This window comes from Mangrovibacterium sp., assembly GCF_041596335.1.
Classification (GTDB): domain Bacteria; phylum Bacteroidota; class Bacteroidia; order Bacteroidales; family Prolixibacteraceae; genus Mangrovibacterium.
Map to the genome: position 1 here is coordinate 18,515 of NZ_JBFHIT010000044.1, position 22,230 is coordinate 40,744.

Genomic DNA, 22,230 nt, shown 5'->3' on the forward strand with positions numbered 1-22,230 from the left:
ACAGGTTTGAAAATAGAATCGGATGAAACTACAGATTAAATACAACAAAACGGTCTTACGCGAGTTTCAGAAAAAACTTACGATACGTCAAAAAGCCTTGCCTACCTTGAAAAATAAGGAAGCAGCATTGCGTGCTATGGTTTTTGAAACCCGACGTGAACTGGAAATGGCTACAGCCGACTATCAGTTGGTGCTTGAAAAAACAGATCCATGGAAGGTATTGTGGAACGAATTTGATTTCTCGCTGCTAAAGGTGTTGCAAATTAAAGTGAGCAGATCAAAAGTGGCCGGAATTATGATTCCCCGCTTTGAAGGGGTGGAGACACGGCGCATGGACTTTGCTCTTACCGCTGTTCCCGACTGGTTTAGCGATGGGATGCCAGAGATGCAGACCTTGTTGGAAGCAATGGCCAAATGCAGGGTGCAGAAAGAACGACTGAGCCTGCTTGAAGATGCCCGAAAGAAGGCTACCCAAAAGGTGAACTTGTACGAAAAAGTACAAATCCCTTCGCTAGAGGGAGCCATCCGGCAAATTAAGCGATACCTCGAAGACGAGGATAACCTCTCGAAAGCTGCCCAGAAACTTCTGAAGACTAAAAAGCAAAAAACCGAACAGCTATGATTGTACCCATGAAAAAATATGGTTTTGCCGTTCAGCACAGTGCCTACAAACAGTTTTTAGATGATTTGAGTGAGCTCGGAGTGGTACATATTAACAAAGGCAGCGGAAACAATACGACCGAGGAGATGGCCAACCTTCGGGCTGAAGCGGCACAAATCGAGCAGACCATTGATTCGTTAAAACATTATCACCCGGAAGGAAAACAACCCGGTCGGTGTGAGCATACAGCAACAGAGGTTATTGAGCAAGCCCGTATACAACTCAAACGGCTGGAGGAAGCGGAGGCAGAATTGGAACTTGCCCAAAAGCAGGCATCCGAGCGGGAAGTGTGGGGGAACTACTCCTCTGAAATTCTGCAAAAGCTGAATGATGCCGGTCTGAAAATCAACTTCTACTCAGTTCCGGTTAAAAAGTGGAAGGCTGAGTGGCTGGATGAGTATCCGATTGAGGTGGTGAAACGTTGTGACAAGGAAGTGAAATTCATTACGATCGGATATGAAGGGGAACCTTTCGAAGGAGTACGTCTGGAGAACGTATCAAAATCAACAGCAGTTGAGCTGCATAAGCAGGCGGCCGGACTGCAAAAAGAAATTGCCGCAGTTAACGACAAGCTGCACCATATGGGAGCCAACGGAATCCCCATTTTGAAAAATCATCTGGCAAATGTTGAAAGCCGGCTGGAGTGGCTTGATGTTTGGAATAACCAAACGACCGATATCGGTGATGGAGCGCTGCATTTGCTCGAAGGATGGGTGCCCGAAGTTAAACAGTTGTCGTTGCAGGAATACCTCGAAAAGAATCATATTTTTTACCTGGAGTCGAAACCAGAACCCGGCGAAGCACCGCCTGTGCAACTTGTCAATAATAAGTTTGGAAAGCTTTTCGAGCCTATCGCGAAGTTGTTTTCGCTGCCGGCCTACGCCGAGCTGGATCTGACGATCTACTTCGCGCCCTTTTTCATGTTGTTTTTTGGCTTTTGCCTGGGAGATGCCGGCTACGGTCTGGTCATTCTTCTGGGATCGACCTTTTACAAACGAAAAGCAGAAAAATCGATGAGGACCTATTTGACCTTAGGACAGCTTTTTGGTGCTTCAACCTTGGTTATGGGGGCGATTTTTGGAACCTTCTTCGGTATAGAACTGGCCAAACAGCCGGCCTTGGAAGGCGTTAAAGATATGTTTCTCGACAGCGCGCAGGTTTTCAACCTTTCGCTGATTGTAGGTGGTATACAAATCATTTTTGGCATTATTATCCGGGTGAAAAATCAACTTCGCCAGGAAAACCCGCTTCGGGCTCTCAGCTCGGTGGGCTGGCTGCTGCTGTTTTTCACCGCTGGACTATTCAGTTTCTTCCTGAAAGATCTGGAGCTTTCTGCAATGCTAAATGTGGTTAAAAACCTGCTTTATGCAGCCTCAGTTTTGCTTATTCTTTTGTTCTCGGGTACAGGCCCTATTCACTTGCGCCTCATTGGCGGATTGTGGGAGATGTACAATACTGTTACCGGAATTTTTGGCGACTTGCTCTCGTACATTCGCTTGTTTGCCCTTGGAATTGCCAGCTCCATTTTGGGGTTGGTAATCAACCAGATGGCAGCTTCATTTGGAAGTGGTAAATACATTGGCCCGGTCATTTTTCTGCTGATTGTTGTTGTGGGGCATACCGCTAATTTGTTGATCTCATCACTTGGAGCTTTTGTACACCCCATGCGTTTAACCTTTGTCGAATTTTATAAGAATGCTGGTTTTCAGGGTGGTGGAAAGCCCTATAAACCGTTTTCAAAAAAATAGGAATAATTAGTAATCAACTTAATAAACGAAAATTATGGATTTGGCTTATGTATTGGTCTATGTCGGACTGGCGCTAATGGTCTTACTTTCTGGAATTGGGAGTGCCATTGGAGTGTCAAAAGGAGGTAATGCCACAATTGGTGCGCTCAAAAAACGTGAAGATGCCTTTGGTAGTTACATGTTGCTAAGTGCGCTTCCCGGAACACAGGGGTTGTACGGCTTTGCCGGATTTTTCGTAATGAACCTGAAGTTAGCGACCCTGGGAACAGTAACTATGTTGCATGGAGCGGCCTTTCTTGGGGCAGGTTTGTCATTAGGATTGGTGGCCCTGTATTCGGCTATCCAGCAAGGTAACATCACAGCCAATGGTATTGCCGGCATTAGCTCGGGATACGATGTGTTTGGTAAAACCATGATCCTGGCGGTATTCCCTGAATTATATGCGATCGTGGCGTTTGCTGTGACCTTCCTGATTAGTAATTCAATTTAACCGGCACGTAAAAGGCAATTTACCGTTGCCGCGGGCAAAAAAACCTGATCTGAATTTTTTCTTCCGATCAGGTTTTTCTTGTTCATGAGTCCTGTAAGCCGGACAATGCAAGTTATTTTACACGGGTAGTCACGTAGTTTACCAGTTCAATGAGCGATTGCCGGGCTTCTGTATCAGGGAATTCGCCGATTTTTGTAAGTGCGCGGTCACGGTAGATGTTCATTTGCTCAGTCGCATAATTCAGCCCGCCACGGTCGACTACCAATTTCACCAACTCCTGTACCTTTGCAGTGTTTTTGTTTTTACGTTTCACCTCGCGCAAAATCCTTCGTCGTTCTTTATCGTCCGATTGGTTGAGCACGTAAAGCAACGGCATGGTAATTTTCTTTTCTTTAATGTCGTTTCCGGTAGGTTTCCCAAGGATGCCTTTTGCCTGATAATCAAAAATATCGTCTTTAATCTGGAAGGCGATTCCAACATCGATCCCAATTTCGAACATCCGTTCCACGATTTCTTTGTCGTTGGTTACCGAAGCAGCACCAATGGCCAAACTCGTAGCAATTAACGAAGCGGTTTTTTTTCTGATGATCTCAAAATAGGTGTCGTAATCGATGTCGAGCTTCCGGCTTTTGCGCATCTGTAGAATTTCGCCTTCGCTCATGTCTTTCACCGACCGGCTTATCAATTGCAGAAATTGGTAATTTTCGTTGTCGATATTGAGCAACATTCCCTTGGCCAGAATATAGTCGCCAACCAAAACTGCCAGTTTGTTTTTCCACAACGCGTTAATCGAGAAACTTCCACGGCGCTCGTATGATTCGTCAACCACATCGTCGTGGACGAGTGTGGCCGTGTGCAAAAGTTCGATCGATGAAGCAGCCATGTGAGTTGTTTCATTGAATCCGCCATTCATTTTGGCCGCCAGAAAAACAAACATGGGACGCATCTGCTTGCCTTTTTTGCGCAGAATGTATTGGATGATCAGAGAGAGTAGGGGAACGTCACTCTGGATGGTCGATTTAAAGTAATCTTCAAACTCATCCAGTTCTTTGTCTATCGGTTTTCGAATAATATCCAGTGATCCCATGCTCAATTGATTTCCTTCGGTCAAAAATAGTAAATTAAACGAGTTTTTAGTTTTTTCGGCTTTTCTTCTTAAGGTCTTTCGCGGAAATTCAGGTTTAATGAAAGGGCTGGGTTTTTCCTGTTTTTGTTTTTGAATTCTCGCATGAACGAGCCATGCCGTACAGCGTAGAATCTGTTCCGTTTCGATGATAATTAACGATTTTTTACCATATTCTACATTTCTACCTTCCCTGGGGCTGCGGCATTTTTAAAAAGTTACATTTGCCCGATATTTTTTATAAGCGTGGGAATCATTCTAAATATTTTCTTCTGTCTCGTACTATTTTGTTCTTCAATTGTTGACGATAGCCGTCACTGCAGTAAGATGGAGGATGAACAACTTATGCGAGCGCAAATAGTGTGTTCAGCTACTGATTCGCCCGATTTCAATGGTGAGACGGATGATGATGACGAGTCTGGCGCTGCTCGTTACAGGAGTAGTATTTATTTAAAGCACTGTAGTCAATCTCACGAAAAACCTCGCTTTTGCCCCCAATTTGTCAGCTGCCGTAACAGTTTCGAAACTGATAAGTCGCCTCCGTTTTTTGTTGGAAGAACCGATGGAAAGCGGTGGTAAAGTTATAGCCGTATCCGTTATTTAGCGATCTTCTTCTTAGTCGAGATCTCTAAATTCTAATTCAATAAGAGGAAATAGGAGTGTTAATTTGAGTCGCCATGGGGCGCTTTGTAAATTGTCGTTTGGGAATACTTCCCAACTATTGCCTTCACTATTTCATCTAAAAATCAGACACCAAATTAAAGAGAGCATGCAGCTCTAATGGGTTTATATTATCTAAATTTTACCGACGATGTTTTTATTAATGCTAATCATCTTTGTGCTGGGCTATGGGTTTATTGTTTTCGAGCACATTAATCATATTAACAAAGCAGGAATGGCTCTTTTTATGGGGTCGTTAATTTGGGCGGTTTACGCCATAGGAGGAGAGGGTATATTAGGTTTGGGATACAGTTCAGCCTGGCAGTCATTTAAGGATCTTGGACATGGTGTGGAAGATATCCACCAGTTTATTGGACATCATCAATTGTATCACCACTTGTCGGAGATTTCGTCCATCCTTTTCTTTTTAATCGGTGCGATGACCATTGTTGAACTGGTTGATAAATACCAAGGATTTCGGATTGTCACCAGCAAAATAAAAAGTACGAATATTATACGATTACTATGGGTTTTGAGTACGTTGACCTTCTTTATGTCGGCCGTACTCGATAACCTGACGACCACCATTGTAATCATCACCGTTTTACGAAAACTGTTAACCGATAAAAGTAACCGATGGATTTTTGCCAGTATGGTCGTGGTTTCGGCTAATGCCGGGGGAGCCTGGTCGCCTATTGGTGATGTAACCACCATCATGTTGTGGATCGGAAATCAGATCACAGCAGGAAGTATTATTTCTTCCGTTTTTCTCCCTTCCTTGGTTAATATGATTGTCTCAACATTTTTATTTTCCTTAATGCTTAAGGGGCAGGTTGTTCGGCCTATTCTTCATGATGATGAAACCCGTGAGTTTACGACCTATCGCGAAAGGGTTTTTATGTTGGTGGTGGGTGTATTTGCGTTGATTTCGGTTCCCGTTTTTAAAACCGTCACCCATCTGCCTCCTTTTCTGGGGATGTTATTGGGTTTGGCTGTGCTGTGGATCATGACGGATCGATACCTGAAAAACAGATCAGTGGAAGACAAGCGAAAATTGACGGTCAATGCTGTTCTGGAAGAAATTGATATGCCAACCGTCTTGTTTTTTCTTGGGATACTGAGTGCAGTTGCAGCGTTACAGTCTGCAGGACATCTCGATATTATGGCTACCTACCTTGACAAACATGTAAAAAACATCTACATCATCAATCTTCTTATCGGAACCATTTCATCGGTTGTGGATAACGTTCCGCTGGTCGCTGCTTCAATGGGGATGTATAGTATTGCCGGAGCAAAGGCCACAGGCTACATGGCAAATTTTGTTCAGGATGGTAATTTTTGGTCGTTTCTAGCATATTGCGCAGGAACCGGAGGTAGTATCCTGATTATTGGATCGGCGGCAGGAGTGGCAGCTATGGGATTGGAAAAGATTGACTTTATGTGGTACCTAAAGAAGGTCAGCCTGATCGGAGTGGCCGGTTATCTGGCCGGAGCATTGGTCTTTTTTGTACAAACGATGTTCTAGTGGGCACTGGCGCCGATTTCAGATTGGCGCCAGCAACCATCAGAGCATTGTTGAAGCGGGGTGCGTTTAGTGACCTTCGGCAGCGGGAGCAAATACTTCGATTGACGTAAGCGCCCCGCCGCCTTTTACGGGGCTACCCGCCGCTATAAAAACGTTTCCTTTGTAAATTACAGCACCAGTTCCGTGTCGTCCGGTATTTAGCGGAGCCAACTGCAACCATTCGCCCGTTGCCAGATCCAAACATTGAGCCTGGTTGTATGCTTGAGCCTGCCTGCCTTCTCCTCCTATGTAAATCAGTTTGTTGTCAGCCTGTACAAGGCTGCCTGCCGCAGTTGGAACAGGAAGCTCGTTTTCGAGTGTACGCCATTCGTTTTTGGCAAAATCGTACACGTCAACATAAGGGATGGTTGCATTAAAGAAAGCGCCAAAATTATCCGGGTAGTGCACACTTGTGTTTCTTCCTCCCACACAATACAGCTTGTTGTCGACCACAATAGCCGGGAAATGATCGCGGATATGCGGGGATTTCGTCAATACGTTCCATTCGCCCGTTTTCAGGTCGTAGCTATCAAAGTAGTTGTTTGTTCCGCTGGTGTGCCCATAATCAATACCGCCCACCAGGTAAATTTTATCGTTGTAAACAACTGCACCCGCGCCACCCCTTCGCCGGTCGGCCGGAATCTCCGGTCCTTTCACCCACCGATTGGTTTCCGGATAATACATCCAAATGTTTTCCAGCGGTGTTTCTTTCGGGTATTTGCCCGTCATGGCTCCCACCAAAAAAATGGCATCGCCGTACACAACAGCCTGAAAATGGTGTATTTCCATGGGCGATTTTGATTTCGTTGTCCATGAATTTGTCTCGGGGTCGAACACATTTACCGGGTTAATTCCCCTGCCGCCCAATAAATATAATTGTCCTTTGTACTCAACAAAAGCATTTTCATGCCTTCCGGTCACCTCTCCCGACGTGTTAATGGTTGTCCATCGGTATTGATCCAGTTTCAGGTCTTGCGAGAATCCGAAAATTGAAATCAAAAGACATCCCAGGACTAAAACCCTCTTAAATAGAAAATTCATCATCATTTTTGTTTTTAATATGACATCAAGAGCCTATAGAAGTTTGGCCCACATCCAAAGATAAGGATAAATGCAATGCATCTTTTTAATCGTTGCCCACTCCTTGCTGCTAGTCTTCAAACTGGCGAAATGAATATAAGTTGGCACGACCGACTCTTCACAGTAAGATTTGGGTGTGGCATTTTAAATTTTCCTAAAATCAAATTTTTAGGCTAACTGTTTCTTTTAGAAGAAATAATATATTTATATATTTGCATTTGTATCAGAACCGATGTTAAAAATGAAAATCCAGGAATTAGATGCAGACCGTTTAGATATGGCAGCCAATATGTTGAAGGCGATTGCTCACCCAATGCGAATTGCTATTTTAAAGCATTTGGAAGGGGGAAAGAAGTTAACCGTCACCGAAATTCATGAGTTGTTGGGAATCGAGCAATCGACCACGTCACATCACTTGGGGATTTTGAAGGACAAAGGTGTGCTGTGCTCACGCCGCGAAGGGAAAAATACATTCTACTACCTGAAACACGATATTCTGAGCCAGATTGTTGATTGTCTGCACCGTTGTACTTGCGGTGAATAGTGAGAACTTAAAATTTTATACGATATAAGAGCCGTCAATTTCGACGGCTTTTTTTGTTTCTGGATGGAAGTTTCTAATTTCGGTGCGCGAACCAACAAGTGGCTGTTTCTATCAAACAAGAGAGCTTGTTTGCTGTTCGAAATAGCAACCCCTGGTAAACTTAAAATAATCAATCATGTCAGACACTGTACCACAAGATAAACGTTTATTCCTTCTCGATGCCTACGCCCTGATCTACCGCTCGTATTTCGCGTTCATTAAAAACCCGCGGTTTAATTCGAAAGGCTTGAATACGTCAGCGATGCTGGGTTTCACCAACACACTCGAACAGCTGTTGAGTAAAGAAAAGCCAACGCACCTGGCAGTCGTTTTCGATGTTCACGCGCCTACATTCCGGCACGAAATGTATGAACCATACAAGGCAACCCGTGACGAAATGCCCGAAGACTTACGAAAGGCAATTCCCTGGGTTCGGAAAATTATTGAAGCCTACAACATTCCGATTTTGGAAAAAGAAGGTTTCGAAGCCGACGATGTGATTGGTACTTTAGCCAAAAAAGCGGAGCGCGAGGGCTACACAACCTATATGATGACGCCCGACAAGGACTATGCGCAGTTGGTTTCCGACAATATTTTTATGTACAAACCGGGGCGAGGTGGCAACGAGGTGGAAATTTGGGGCCCGAAAGAAGTAAAAGAAAATTTTGAGGTTGAAACACCCGAACAGGTCATCGATATTCTTGGCTTGATGGGCGACACAGCCGACAACATACCCGGATGCCCGGGAGTTGGCCCCAAAACAGCCATGAAGCTGATCGGACAGTATGGCTCTATTGACAACCTTTACGCGCATATCGGTGAGTTGAAAGGCAAGCAAAAGGAAAATCTGCAAACGCACGAAGAGCAGGTTCGGTTGTCGCGGCAATTGGTGGTAATTATCCAGGATGTTCCGGTGGAGTTTGACGAAGTAAAACTGACCATGGACGACCCGGATTGGGGGAAATTGAATGAGATATTTACCGAGCTCGAATTCCGGTCGATGGTGAAAAAGATGGCGCCCGATCAGGTCACTTCTAAAGCTCAGGCAGAGGCTGGTTTTGCACAGGGTACCTTGTTTGGCGGGCCGGAGCAGGTTGGGGCTGCAAGTCCGGAAGTGCCGTCGAATCTGGCAAATATTGAAAATACGCCACACGATTACTATCTGGTTGAGAACGCCATGCAGCGAGCTAGCCTAAAGGCGGAGCTGTCGGTTCAGGCCGAGTTTTGTTTCGATACCGAGACCACCGGATTAGACACCAACACGGCCGAGCTTGTTTGCCTGTCGTTTGCGTTCCGAAAAGGGGAGGCCTATTGTGTAACTTTGCCCGAAAAGCGGGAGGAAGCGTTGAAAGTGCTGGAAGAATTCCGCCTGATTTTTGAGGATGAAAACATTCGAAAAATCGGTCAAAATATAAAATACGATATCCTCATGCTGAAACAGTATGGCCTGAAAGTGAAAGGCTCGCTGTACGACACCATGATTGCTCATTACCTCATTCAACCCGAATTAAGGCACAACCTCGATTATTTGTGTGAAACTTACCTCGGCTACAAAAAGGTTGAAACGGAAGAGTTGATCGGCAAAAAAGGAAAGAACCAGAAGACCATGCGCGATGTTCCGGTTGAGCAGCTGCGCGACTATGCCTGCGAGGATGCCGATCTGACGCTTCAGCTGAAGCTGGCTATTGATGCCGATTTGGATAAAACAGGGGTTCGGCCGGTTTTCGAGGAAATTGAAATGCCGCTGATTCCGGTGCTCGCCGATATGGAAGCGACCGGAGTAACACTGAATACCAAAGCGCTTGATGAGTATGCCGAAGTGCTTCGCGAACAGCTGATCGCGTTAGAGGCTGAAGTCAAGGAACTGGCCGGAGAAGATTTCAACCTGTCGTCGCCCAAGCAGTTGGGGCCAATTTTGTTTGAAAAACTGCAGATTGACTCGAAAGCTAAAAAGACAAAAACGAAGCAATATTCAACTGCCGAGGAAACACTGATTAAGCTGGTAGATAAGCATCCGATAGTAAGTAAGATTTTGGAATTTAGAGGGTTGAAAAAATTGCTTTCAACTTATGTTGAAGCCTTACCACAATTGGTGGACGCTAAAACCGGAAAAATTCACACAACTTACAACCAAACCATTGCTGCAACCGGACGTTTGAGCTCAACCAATCCGAACCTGCAGAATATCCCGATTCGTGATGAGAATGGCCGTGAAATTCGCCGGGCATTCACTGCTTCAGATGACAATCACCTGTTTCTTTCGGCCGACTACTCGCAAATTGAACTGCGCATTATGGCTGCCCTAAGTAAGGATGAACACATGATTGAAGCTTTCCGAAACAATCAGGACATTCACGCTATAACCGCGTCGAAAATCTATAAAGTGCCACTGGACGAGGTTACTTCAGATATGCGGCGAAAAGCGAAAACAGCCAACTTTGGCATCATCTACGGCATTTCAGCCTTCGGCTTATCCGAACGGTTGAACATCTCCCGCTCCGAAGCAAAGCAGTTGATCGACGGCTATTTCGAGAATTTCTCGCGGGTGAAAGAATACATGGACGAATGTATTGCTGTGGCTCGCGACAAAGGGTATGTGGAAACCATTCGCGGCCGTCGCCGGTATCTGAACGACATAAACTCGGCCAATGCGGTTGTGCGTGGTGTGGCCGAACGAAATGCCATCAACGCGCCCATTCAGGGCTCGGCAGCCGATGTCATAAAGTTAGCCATGATTAATATCTGGAGGGAACTGAGCAAGCACAAGCTGAAGGCGAAAATGCTGCTTCAGGTGCATGATGAATTGAACTTCGATGTGCCTAAAAATGAATTGGAACAGGTGCAGAAAATAGTGAAAGAACAAATGGAAGCAGCGGTGGAAATTGGTCTTCCGTTGTTGGTTGAAATGAACGCCGCCCAAAACTGGCTGGAAGCTCACTAATAATTTTGCGGTGCAGCGGTTTGTTGACGCTGATTTTTGCAGATATTGGATCTAATAATGGTTTTAGCTGGTGGTTCGTTGGCTTTTCGACGCGGTTTCCGACCGCGTAAACCGAGGTGTTTGGTTACGGATTGCGAACTGTTTTTCTATGTCAAAAATTTGCAACTACGGGAGTTAAAATCAGGTTCAATTGATGAGAACTTCTTTATTAACCAACTTTGCGATTTTAAGAATTAATTCTGTTTGATCGATAGGTTTGGCAATGTAATCGTCGGCCCCCAAATCCAGACACTTTTCCATTTCTCCGGTCATGGCGTTCGCTGTTTGTACAATAATTGGCATTTCAGGGGCGAGTTTTTTCAATTGTTGAATGGTTTCGTATCCATCCATTTTGGGCATATTTAGGTCCATCAGTACAATGTCAACCTCCTTTTTATCAAAAAAGAAATCCAGAACTTCAACACCGTTTTTTGCCGAAGAAACTTTGGCCTTGGCTTTTTCCAGGATGGTTTTCAACAGCAGGAGATTAAATTCTTGATCTTCTGCGACTAAGATATTGACATTTTCGATTGAGTTATTATACGGTTTGAGGTGGTGACTTTTTGTTGAACGGCAAATTTTCGTGTGGATCATATGGGATCTCGAAGTAGAACGTTGATCCTTCTCCTATCGTTGAATCGACCCAAATAGTTCCGTCTAAATGGTTGATGATGGTTTTGGAGATGTAAAGTCCCAGACCGGTACCCCGATAGTGCTTGGTATCGTTGCTATGTATTTTTCGAAAGCGCTCAAAAATAATTTCTGTCTTATCCTCCGGAATGCCGATGCCAGTATCTTCAACATAAAACAAAATGGTTTTTTGTTCGTGTTTTACCTGGTAGCCAAAGCGAACAGTTCCTTTATCTGTAAATTTTAACGCATTTGTAAGAAGGTTAATTAAGATCTGGCGAAGGCGCAGCGGATCGGTCAGGATGCATTCATTTTTTCTGTTGGTTTTGACATCATTGATCAGTTGAACCTGATCACTGGCATGAATTTTTCGAACTTCATTCATTGATAATTCCAATTCGTGAAACATCTCATGGAGGTTCGTTGTGGCGCGTTCAATCCGCACATGACCTGATTCAATTTTGGCGATATCGATAATATCTTCAATCAGATTGAGAAGTGATTCGCCATTGGTATTGATATGAGAGATGAATTCATCTCGCTCTTCCCGGCTTAAATTTGGGTCTTTTAAGATTTCTGAAAAACCGATAATCGCATTCATGGGAGTCCTGATTTCGTGCAACATATTGGCAAGAAATGCCGATTTTAGTTTGTCTGACTCTTCAGCTTTTGCCTTCTCCTTCTTTAATTCCTCCAGATAGGTCTGGCGTTCCGAAATATCGATAATCAGTCCTCGTTGTCCCGAATTCTTTTTGTCGTTAATTGGATTCATATAGAGCAGGGCGTGGAAGGTCGATCCATTTTTGCGGGAGGCAAGTATGTGGTGTTTGCTGGCTGGTTGGTTATCGCCATGTACGGTGTCTTGCTTGGCGATAATCTCTGCAAGACGAATACCGGAGTTTAAATCCTGGTCGTTCAATCCAAATTGATCTTTCAAGGCGTGGTTGGCGTAGGTTAATTGGTTTTCAGAGCTAACTTCAAAAACTCCTTGTGGCAGCCAATCCGTTAAATCGCGGTATTTCTTCTCGCTGATTGAAAGTTCAATCTGCGCTTTTCTCCGTTGCTCTTCATGCAGGTGCAATTCCTCAATCATTCTGTTGAACTCGTTTTTAAGGATGATAATTTCGCGTTGGTTGGTTTTTATTTTTAACCGAATTTTGTGACTGAAATCATCCTTGACCAATTGTTTAATGGCACTGGTTAACGCGTTTATCGGGCGGGTGAATTTTAGCGAGATAAGCCACCCGAGGGTGATGCTGATGAGTAATAAAAAGATTGAACTGACTATGTATGCGACTTCGATTTCGCGGATTAGATGTTCTTTTTTAGTTGCAATTTCCAGTTGAATCTGGCTAAGTAATTGTTCAATATTTTGGTTTCGTTCAAGTAACTGCAGGTTAAGTCCTGTTTTCGAACGCAGTCCAATCTCATTGTCAAGTGCAACCATTTTATTGAAAAGCCTGATGTAATTAGATAAAATTCGCAATATCGCCTCTTGAGTCGATGGCTTAATACTCCCATTTTTAACGACATTCAGCCGCATGGTTGAAGCCAGTGTGTTTAATTTATCAACATAAGCTGAGTCGTTTCGGATAATGTAGTCTTTCTCGTGGCGTCGCAAACTGAGTACGTCTCGTTGGTCAAGTTCTGTGAAATTTTCCAGCAAATGGACCTGATCACGCATTTGCCCTTCGGTTCCCCAGTCTTTGAATCCCCGACGGTAAATGGCAGTGACCATTTTATCAAAAATCACATTATTGGCGTACAGCTCGTCATTGATCTGCTGGAACACACCGAAGGCGGTAAGTTTGTTTTCCTTGCAGGCGACCGTTAAAATGTTAATCTCGTCGTGCAGACGTTTTTGGTGGACGTTTAGACTGTCAAGGTAGGCGCTTTTATTTGTTTGGAAGAAATGAGTACTTCTGGTGTCGTAGTTCAAAAAGTCGGACTGCAATAAAAGGGTGTGCTGCAGGTCGGCCCGGAAGGCGCTTATTCCGTGAACGGTACTAGTGATTTCCTCTTTTTTTTTGAAGTAATAAATATTCATAGGAATAAATGTTACCGTGGTAATCAAACAGAATCCCAAAAACAATCCGAGTAGTTGACTCTTAAGCGACATCTTGTAGATATTTAAAGCGTGCCGAAAAGAAGTGATTTGTTTATACAGCGGCGTTAAGTATCAATTAATTTATGATTAGAGTATGTAGGTGTTTGGTTCGGTTGCAGCAATTTCCGAACACTCGTGGGTTTTATACACTGATATTTTCCCGAAGTTTTCCGGAACTAGGTTTGAAACAGCGTGACCCAACAAAAAAGCAGAACCCAATATTGAGTTCTGCTTTTCGAAATTAAAACAAAAACCGGTGATTTACTTCACCCCTGATTTTCTTAAAATCCATTCCAAAGGGCAAAATTTTGTGATTGACGACTGGAGTAAATTTAAGCCTACAAAGGCGGTAAAAAACAACCAGTTGATGTTCACATAAATTGCCAGCAAGAGGCTGATCAGGACAAGTGTTCCAGCAACAGCACGGATAATTCTTTCAACCATAGTGTATTATTTTTGATGTTATTAGACTGATTTTTCTACGCCGACGATATAGGCATTTATGGGGCTCATTCCTTCAATGCCTTTGTTAAAATCGTCAACTCGTTTTAGCAATTCTTCTGCCTTGTCGGCAGCTAAGAAGCTGAAGGAAACCATATAGTCATACGGATTCTTCGACGATCCAAACCAATTAGAATAGTCTGATGTTCCGTCGGCATTTTTCATGAACCCTTCAACCTCCATTTCGCTGTAGGCATCAACTTTAATTGTCTTGAAGATCTGTTCAAGCTCGTCGCGATAGGCTTTTACGCATTGAATAATTACAAACTTCATCATAGCTCTTCGGTTTTATTTTCGTTAGTCGGATACTTTTTCTTTTCTGTCATGTAGTAGATGAGTGGTACGATAACCAGAGTCAGGAAGGTTGACGCGATACTTCCGCCCATGAGTGAAATGGCCAGTCCCTGAAAGATCGGGTCGAACAGAATAACTACGGCTCCGATGACCACTGTTCCGGCAGTCAGCAGGATTGGAGTGGTCCGCACAGCTCCGGCTTCAATCACTGCTTCCTTGAGCGGAATACCATCGGCCAGCCGAAGGTTGATAAAGTCGATGAGCAGGATCGCATTTCGGACCATAATTCCCGCCAGTGCAATTAATCCAATCATTGAGGTAGCCGTAAAGAAGGCGCCCATCATCCAGTGTCCGATGAGGATACCGACCAACGACAGCGGGATCGAGATCATCATGACAAAAGGTACTTTGAAGTTTTGGAACCAGCCGATAATCAAAAGGTAGATGACAATTAAAACCACGGCAAAAGCAGTTCCCAAATCGCGGAAAACTTCGTAAGTAATTTGCCATTCACCATCCCATTTCAAACTATAATTATCTTGCGAGAATGGTTGTTTGTTGTATTCTTCTGTGAGGGTATAACCTTCGGGTAATTTAATGTCTCCCAGTTTTTCCGACATGTTGAGGATGGCATACACCGGGCTTTCCAGTTTGCCTGCCACATCGGCGGTTACGTAAACTACTTGTCGCTGGTTTTTCCGGTAGATGCTCTTGTCCTGAAAGGTTTGATCAATTTCAACCACATCGCCCAGGGCAACTATTTGTCCGGTTTGGCTCATGATGTTAATCTTTTTCAGCTCATTCAATCCAGAGCGATCTTTTTCGTCCATGCGTAGTTTAATGCCAATTTGCTGGTATTCTTTTTCCTGGTAAAGTTGCGCTACTTCGCTACCGCCCAGCGCCATTTGCAAGCTTTGCGTAATTTGTTGGGTTGAAATGCCCATCAACGCGGCTTTTTCTTTCAGAACATTGAATTTATATTCTACCTGGTCATCTTCCATATGCCAATCAATGTCAACCACATCGGCTGTTTCAGCAAATACACCTTTCACTTGTTCGGCAATATCCATCTGGGTGTTGTAGTCGGGGCCATACACTTCGGCCACCAAGGTCGACAGAACCGGAGGGCCGGGAGGCACTTCAACTACTTTTACATTCGCATTGTAGTTGACTGCGATGGCTTGTAATCCGGGGCGCAATGCCTTTGCAATGTCATGACTTTGCAGTTTGCGGTCGCCCTTGTCTGTCAGGTTTACCTGAATATCGGCGACATTCGAACCCTGACGAAGGTCGTAATGGCGCACCAGTCCGTTAAAGTTCATTGGTGATGCTGTGCCAACATAGCTTTGATAGTTCAATACATTTTCCTGATTGGCAATGTAGGCTGCCAGCTCCTTTGTAACGGCTGCCGTTCGTTCAAGAGTTGTTCCTTCGGGCATGTCGACAATCACCTGAAATTCATTTTTATTATCGAACGGAAGCATTTTAACTGCGACCAGTTTGAAATAAACCAGTGTCATCGAGGCCACCAAAAGAACGGTTACACTTCCGATGAATGTCCAGCGTTTCCAGCTCGATTCGAGCATGGGACTGATGGTTTTAGAGTACATTTTGTAGATCATGGAATCTTCCATGCGGAACTCTTTCTCGCCACCACTTTTGTCGTGTTTCAGTAGTCGGTAGGCCAGGTAAGGAGTGATGGTTAAAGCGACCAGCAGCGAAAAAATCATTGCGATAGAAGCTCCGATTGGCATTGGGCTCATATAGGGGCCCATTAAGCCGCTCACGAAAACCATTGGCAACACCGCTGCAATTACGGTGAATGTGGCCAGAATAGTCGGGTTCCCAACCTCGTCGATCGATCGTAAGGCGGCTTGAATGAACGGCAGTTTCTTCATTTTGAAGTGACGGTGCATGTTTTCGGCTATAATAATGGAGTCGTCGACCACAATACCGGTAACAAACACCAGGGCAAACAGGGTAATCCGGTTCAGGGTGTAATCGAGAAAATAATAGCTAAACATGGTTAAGGCAAAGGTGACCGGAACCGACAGGAACACTACCAGCCCGCCACGCCACCCCATGGCCAACATCACGACAAAGGTAACCGATATGATTGCCCCGGCTAAGTGCATGAGCAATTCCGATACCTTGTGTGAAGCCGTTTCGCCATAGTTGCGGGTAACTGTAACTTGCACATCCTCAGGGATGAGATCTTTTTTTAGGAGGTCTAATTTCTTTAGAATTTCGTCGGATACACGCATGGCGTCGGCGCCACGACGTTTGGCAACAGAGATTGTCACGGCAGGATATTCGCCCGGAAAATCAGCTTTCGATTTGTCCACTTTAGCAAAGCCAAACTCGACATATTGAGCCGGTTCTTCAGGGCCATCAAGAATTTGAGCTACCTGTTTTAGGTATACCGGCGAACCGTTGTATACGCCAACAACCAAGTTTTCAACATCTTCAGTTGTCTTAAGAAAATCGCCGGTTTCAACCAGATATTCCACATCATTTTTATTGTAGGCTCCGGATTGAAACTGGCTGTTGGCCAGCTGGATCTGTTGTGCGATCATTAACGCATCGACATGTGCCGCTGCCATCTGTTCGTTATTCAGAACAACACGGATTTCGCGCGAGCGACCTCCAATTACTTTGGTTTCTGAAACATCAGTTACCTGTTCAATTTCGTTGTTCAGCTCCTGAGCCATCCGTTTTAGTTGGTAGTCGTCGTAGTTTTCGCTCCAGAGGGTGAGGCCAAGTACGGGTACATCGTCGATCGAGCGGGTTTTTACTAACGGAAGCGACGTTCCTTTAGGCATTTGATCCATGTGTTTCATGATCTCGTTGTACATTTTAACCAACGAGCGTTCCACATCTTCACCCACATAAAACTGAACAATCAGCATGGCCTGACCGGGCATCGATGTTGAATACACATATTCAACCCCCGGAATATTAGCGACTACTTTTTCAAGTGGTTGCATCACCCGCGATTCAATTTCCTTTGGGCTTGCACCCGGATAGCGGAAAAAGATATCGGCAATTGGTACATCAATCTGCGGTTCTTCCTCTCTCGGAGTCAGATACGAGCTATACATCCCAATTGCCAGAAAGGCAATCATCAGTAGGGGAGTCAGCTTCGAGTTTATGAATAGTTTGGCGATTCCGCCTGCAAATCCTGTTTTCATAATTCAGTACGCTTATAAGTTTTCAACCAGTGCTCCGTCGAACAATTTACCTTCGCTCGAAAGAATGTATTTCTCGCCATCATTTAATCCTGAAAGAATCTCGATGGAATCGCCATAGGTTTTACCCGTCCGAACCCACCGCAGCAGAGAGGTGCCGGCCTGGCTGATGGTATATAGACCAACCAGCTGGCCTCGGTGTACCAGAGCATCTTTTGGAACGAGTATCATTGGCTGTGTTCCTTTCTCGTATATGACAGTCGCATACATGCCGCTGTATAGTTGGTCTGCAAGAGCGGCATTCGCTGACAACAGAATTTTTGCTTCGAACTGGCTTCCTGTATTGGTTGCCGATGGATTAATTTCAGCGATCGTTCCTTCAACTTCGCTTCCCGGCAGGGCTGTAAGCTGAACTTTAACAGGATCGTTCAATTTCAAACGGGCGATATCTCCTTCGGGAATGCGGGCGTACACTTTCCATTGGCTCGGACTCTCAATACTAAGTAATGGCATTCCAGGGTTGGCCATGTCGCCTTCCTGTACAAATTTGCCGGTAATAACGCCGCTATAGGGTGCACTAATGCTTGTGTAGCGGAGAGATTCCTCCACTTCTTTGCCCATTTGATTAACGGCGTCCAGGCGGGCTTTAGCCATTTGGTAGCGGGTTCGCATATCTTCAACTTCTTTGTCCGAGGCGCTTTTGCTTTTGTAAAGTGCTTCAAAGCGGTTCAGGTCTTTTTCGGCGCTGTTGTAGGCTTCGGTGGCTTCAACCTTACTGGCTTCAACCTGTGCTTTCTTAGCCAGAACATCCTGGTTCCGAATCTGAATTAGCAAGGCGCCAGCCTGCACTTTTTGGCCGGGCTTCACATATACTTTCTGAATTTGGCCCATCATTCGGGTGCTCAGGTTGGCTTGTTTGTCGGCCTGTAGCTTCCCCGAAAAACTGAACTGAGTCGGGTGTTCGGTTTTCTGTGCCGTGGCAACAGTTGCTTTTATAACCGGATTTGTTTGTTGTTTATCGTCGTTTTTGCTGCCGCAAGAACTCAGTACAATCGAGGTTGCAGTGAGGGCAACCATCAGGAGTTTTGTTTTATTTAAGCGAGTTTTCATTTTTATCGAGGCTTTTTATTCGTTAATATCGTTTTCGAGTAATAGTTCCATTTCGAAAATGGCTTGCTGATAGTTGTAGATGGCCTGAATGAATTCCAGGTTTTTTTGCGAGGTCAATGCTTCCGACATCAGCAGATCGGTTGTTTTTTCCAGCCCTTGTTTAAAGCGGTCGGTACGAATACGGAACGACTCGGCGGCTTGCTCCTTGGCCAGTTGACCGGATTGTACTTGTTGGTATTTCAGCTCCAGGTTTCGTTTGGCCCGGTTTACCTGAATTTGACTTTGCGAGAGATAGTCTTCGTAGTTGTATTGTGCTTCTTGTAGTTGTGCTTTAGCATGTTGAGCACTTCCGAGGTTCTTATAACCACCGAAAAGGTTCCAACTCAAGCTCGCGCCAACCATGTAGTTGTTTGCTGAAGTGCCTAGTAATTTGCTGTCGTTCCATTCGTAACTACCGAAGGCATTTAAACGCGGCACGAACTTCATTTTTTCCGACTTCAATAGATTCTCAGCTCCCTGAATTTGTTTTTGAATGGCTTGCATATCGGATCGGTTTTCCAAAGTCTGGTTTGAAGCGTTGTAGGCCGCCTGGGCCGGTGAAAGTAACATTGAGTCGGTGGTCGCAATGGCGGTGTTTAGATCTAACCCCAGTAGATGTGCCAAAAATTCGTTCGCCGTTTGCAGGTTGTTTTTGGCGTCGTTGAGTTGATTTTGACGTTCGTCCACCCGCACCATCGCTTCCAGTAAGTCGGAATGTTTTACCATCCCCTGGGCTTCAAAATCGCGGGTTAGTTTCAGGGCGTCCTCCGCTACATCAACCGATTTCTGAAAAACAGCCACCGCATTGGTGGCCAGCTCCAGCATGTAATAGGCTTTCTTAACCTCGTAGCGGATGTTCTCTTTCACCCGTTGGGTTTGAAGGCTCATGGCTTCGTATTGGTTTTTCGCGGCTTTACGTGCGTAAATTCCATCGATGTTGAGGATCGGCTGTTGAATCTCAATTTTGGCGTTGAAATTGTCAATCCGTTCCGGATCATTCAGGCTTGCCGGATCAAAATCCGCTTGAGTAACAATTTCTTGTTTCAATTTGAAACCGAACGAAGAGAGCGGGTCGTTGGTGGTAACACCGGTTGTACTAACAGTTAGTCCCGGCAAAAACACCGAATTAGTCATTCGATAGTTTCCGCGGGCTGCCAGTTGACGCGCTTCGGCACTTTTGGTAGTAAGGTTGTTTTCTTCAGCGAGCTTTAAGGCTTCTTGTAAGCTCAACTGCATTGTTGGTTGGCTGGACGCAATAAATGGAATCGCCAAACTAACTAAAAACAAGCAGAGGTGATAATTTTTTCGCATATCTGATTTTTTGTTTTCAATTTCGATAAGGCAAAGATATCTAAATATACAGGAATCTAGATACGTATATGTGATCGTTTTTGTTGATCGGTAAATAGATTTTCTCTATTTAGAGTGTAAGTTACAATATTTGAGGTAATAACGAAGTGTTATCAGAAGGGGGATTGTGAACAAAAACTCAAATAAATTTAGGGCCAAGTAAAATATTAGTCGGCATATTGCTGGAACACGGTAGGGTAGGCTGCTTTAAATTTCGTGAACGACGATGCTTTTTTGATTGGTTTGAATGCTTTTTGCGGATTGGAGAACGATTGAGAGAAATACGACCAAAAGGCTTTCATTTTCATCAGCACTTGTCCTTCGTCCGGGAACGTACGTTGATATTCTTCCAGTATCAAGTCATGAAACTCGGTTTTCAACCGGGTTTGTTCGGTTTTTGAAGGTAGCGTGTTGTTTAGCTGGTTCAATAAAAATGGATTGGAAAGTAGTCCCCGGCCAATCATCCAGCTGTTTTGTTCGGGAAGCAGTTGTTTAATCGAATCCAAATCGTCAGGAGATTGGATATCTCCATTGTAGGTCAGAGGGCAATTCAACTCTTTCGAGAATTCGGCAAACAACTCCCGGTTGGCGGTTCCCTTATATAATTGATTGGCGGTTCGCGGATGAAAGATGAGTTGCTCAGTGGGGTAGCTTTTCAATAAATCAATCAGTTGAAATATGCTCCGCTCATCAGTCATGCCGGCGCGAAATTTCAGCGAGACCTTAAAATTGAAGTCAGAAAATAAAGCATCTAAAATTCGTTTCAACTCATCCGGTTTTTCAAGCAAAGCGGAGCCGCGCCCCCGGTTCGTAGCCATTGGGTATGGGCAACCCAAATTCAGGTTTAGCTGTTCGTATCCAAAATCGCGAATAATTGTGGCCAGCATCGTGAGTTCAGCTACATTGGAACACAAAATTTGCGGAACAACCGGGATTCCTTGGTTATTTTGCGGAAGTACCTCGCGGTATTGACTATTCCGAATCTTGTTGCCCGGCCCGAGGCTCAGGTAGGGTATAAAATAGGCATCAAAACCACCAAAAACACTGTGGTAGCTTTTGCGGTAAGCAAAGTCGGTGAATCCTTGGAGGGGAGCTAAAAAGAACTGTTCGGGTGATGCCATTTCGTTTTCATAATTTATTTGCCGACAAAGGTAGTTACTTATCTGTTTTGAGTAAGGAAATCACTATTTTTGCAGAGAATTTTATACTGCGCGAGGAATAATGGTCATAAAAGCAATCCCGGAAGATAGTTTGAAAGTTCAACTTTCAGCCCCAGCAGTTATTTCGAACACAACCCGAGATAAGGGAAAGACTATTGTTCGGCAGTCAGCCGCGATTGCCCCAGCGACCAAAAAGTACCAACTCCCCGAAAAAAACTTGCAGCTATTGGAACCGGTTCAGCCGGTCAATTCAATACAAGTGAGTTTGCGAACGACAACAACAGCACAAGGTCTTATTTTGCCAGAGCGAAAACTGGAAACCCGCCAGACCGATTGGACATTGGGAATCTTGATTATTGTTCTTGCACTATTCGCTACGGTACGGCTTTTCTTTGGAAAATATCTGGTGCAATTGTTTCATTCAGCTGTTAATTACACAACTGCTTCAAGGTTGTTTCGGGAGCGCTCTGTTAGTTTAACACATGCTTCTTTCCGTTTGGATGTGATATTCGTCCTCACATTTAGTCTTTTTTTATTTCAGGGATTTGGAACAGGAATCGATTTTAAGGTTGACAGCAGTTTCCTGAAGTATTTAATGGTGTTTGGGGGGACAGTTCTGTTTATTCTTGGAAAACAATTCATTTATTCGGTGCAAGGAAGGCTCAATGAGTCTAATATTGAGACCCGGGAAATTCTCTTTAATATGAATCTCTATAACCGGATCTTAGGACTTGGTTTGATCCCGGTGACGCTTATTTTGGCTTTTTCAAGAATTAGAGATCCACAAATTGTGGTCGCTCTGGGGCTTGGAATGGTGCTTGTTTGTTATGTTTTGCTGGTATTTCGAGGGTTAAAAATTTTAGTCCGGAAAGATATTCCTTTATTTTATTTGATTTTATACCTTTGTACCCTTGAAATTTTACCATTGTTCTATATCTACAAATTGGTGTTGATGTAAGTTG

General features: G+C 44.4%; 17 protein-coding genes. 7 read left to right on the forward strand and 10 right to left on the reverse strand.

What is annotated here, in order from left to right:
* Window positions 1-22 precede the first annotated feature (22 nt).
* The 3 genes from ABZD21_RS14490 to ABZD21_RS14500 are packed head-to-tail and all read left to right on the forward strand — an operon-like array spanning window position 23 to window position 2,899.
* On the forward strand, window positions 23-622 hold the full coding sequence (locus ABZD21_RS14490; protein WP_372775777.1) for a V-type ATP synthase subunit D: 600 nt from the start codon (window positions 23-25) through the stop codon (window positions 620-622).
* Window positions 619-2,409, forward strand: coding sequence for a V-type ATP synthase subunit I (locus ABZD21_RS14495; RefSeq protein WP_372775778.1), 1,791 nt, complete (start codon window positions 619-621; stop codon window positions 2,407-2,409). Before ABZD21_RS14490 ends, ABZD21_RS14495 begins: the two co-directional genes overlap by 4 nt.
* A 34-nt stretch (window positions 2,410-2,443) precedes the next feature.
* Window positions 2,444-2,899, forward strand: a complete 456-nt coding sequence (locus ABZD21_RS14500; RefSeq protein ID WP_372775779.1) for a V-type ATP synthase subunit K — start codon at window positions 2,444-2,446, stop codon at window positions 2,897-2,899.
* Window positions 2,900-3,011: 112 nt separating this feature from the next.
* Here ABZD21_RS14500 and ABZD21_RS14505 read toward each other — a convergent pair whose 3' ends face one another.
* Window positions 3,012-4,010 carry a polyprenyl synthetase family protein gene (locus ABZD21_RS14505; RefSeq protein WP_372775780.1) on the reverse strand — a complete coding sequence of 333 codons (999 nt, stop codon included), beginning with the start codon at window positions 4,008-4,010 and terminating at the stop codon, window positions 3,012-3,014.
* 823 nt (window positions 4,011-4,833) lie between these two features.
* Between ABZD21_RS14505 and nhaD the strand changes: the two genes are divergently transcribed.
* Window positions 4,834-6,207: a sodium:proton antiporter NhaD gene (nhaD, locus tag ABZD21_RS14510; protein ID WP_372775781.1), complete on the forward strand. Its 1,374-nt coding sequence runs from the start codon at window positions 4,834-4,836 to the stop codon at window positions 6,205-6,207.
* 66 nt (window positions 6,208-6,273) lie between these two features.
* Here the strand turns inward: nhaD and ABZD21_RS14515 are convergent, their stop codons facing one another.
* Window positions 6,274-7,290 carry a Kelch repeat-containing protein gene (locus ABZD21_RS14515; protein ID WP_372775782.1) on the reverse strand — a complete coding sequence of 339 codons (1,017 nt, stop codon included), beginning with the start codon at window positions 7,288-7,290 and terminating at the stop codon, window positions 6,274-6,276.
* A 277-nt stretch (window positions 7,291-7,567) separates the two neighbouring features.
* Between ABZD21_RS14515 and ABZD21_RS14520 the strand changes: the two genes are divergently transcribed.
* Window positions 7,568-7,870 (forward strand): ArsR/SmtB family transcription factor, encoded by a 303-nt coding sequence (locus tag ABZD21_RS14520; protein ID WP_372775783.1) that lies wholly within the window; start codon window positions 7,568-7,570, stop codon window positions 7,868-7,870.
* Between the two features lie 175 nt (window positions 7,871-8,045).
* On the forward strand, window positions 8,046-10,850 hold the full coding sequence (gene polA, locus ABZD21_RS14525; RefSeq protein ID WP_372775784.1) for a DNA polymerase I: 2,805 nt from the start codon (window positions 8,046-8,048) through the stop codon (window positions 10,848-10,850).
* A gap of 186 nt (window positions 10,851-11,036) precedes the next feature.
* On the opposite strand, the gene ABZD21_RS14530 is transcribed toward polA, so the two are convergent.
* The 8 genes from ABZD21_RS14530 to ABZD21_RS14565 form a co-directional block, all read right to left on the reverse strand.
* Window positions 11,037-11,483, reverse strand: a complete 447-nt coding sequence (locus tag ABZD21_RS14530) for a response regulator (RefSeq protein WP_372775785.1) — start codon at window positions 11,481-11,483, stop codon at window positions 11,037-11,039.
* A complete protein-coding gene (locus ABZD21_RS14535; RefSeq protein ID WP_372775786.1) occupies window positions 11,428-13,638 on the reverse strand; it encodes an ATP-binding protein in 2,211 nt (736 codons plus the stop codon). The genes ABZD21_RS14530 and ABZD21_RS14535 overlap by 56 nt, the downstream gene beginning before the upstream one ends.
* Window positions 13,639-13,887: 249 nt before the next feature.
* Entirely contained in the window at window positions 13,888-14,070 is a 183-nt protein-coding gene (locus tag ABZD21_RS14540; protein WP_372775787.1) for a DUF2892 domain-containing protein, read from the reverse strand.
* 21 nt (window positions 14,071-14,091) lie between these two features.
* Entirely contained in the window at window positions 14,092-14,403 is a 312-nt protein-coding gene (locus ABZD21_RS14545) for a hypothetical protein (protein WP_372775788.1), read from the reverse strand.
* On the reverse strand, window positions 14,400-17,612 hold the full coding sequence (locus ABZD21_RS14550; protein WP_372775789.1) for an efflux RND transporter permease subunit: 3,213 nt from the start codon (window positions 17,610-17,612) through the stop codon (window positions 14,400-14,402). The genes ABZD21_RS14545 and ABZD21_RS14550 overlap by 4 nt, the downstream gene beginning before the upstream one ends.
* A gap of 12 nt (window positions 17,613-17,624) precedes the next feature.
* Window positions 17,625-18,719, reverse strand: a complete 1,095-nt coding sequence (locus ABZD21_RS14555; RefSeq protein ID WP_372775790.1) for an efflux RND transporter periplasmic adaptor subunit — start codon at window positions 18,717-18,719, stop codon at window positions 17,625-17,627.
* 15 nt (window positions 18,720-18,734) lie between these two features.
* Window positions 18,735-20,069, reverse strand: coding sequence for a TolC family protein (locus ABZD21_RS14560; protein ID WP_372775791.1), 1,335 nt, complete (start codon window positions 20,067-20,069; stop codon window positions 18,735-18,737).
* Between the two features lie 206 nt (window positions 20,070-20,275).
* Complete coding sequence (locus ABZD21_RS14565) at window positions 20,276-21,229, reverse strand: tRNA dihydrouridine synthase (RefSeq protein WP_372775792.1); 954 nt, start codon at window positions 21,227-21,229, stop codon at window positions 20,276-20,278.
* A 100-nt stretch (window positions 21,230-21,329) separates the two neighbouring features.
* On the opposite strand from ABZD21_RS14565, the gene ABZD21_RS14570 reads away from it, so the two are divergent.
* The gene (locus ABZD21_RS14570; protein WP_372775793.1) at window positions 21,330-22,226 is read left to right on the forward strand and encodes a DUF4271 domain-containing protein; all 897 of its coding nucleotides are present in this window, start codon (window positions 21,330-21,332) and stop codon (window positions 22,224-22,226) included.
* Window positions 22,227-22,230 lie beyond the last annotated feature (4 nt).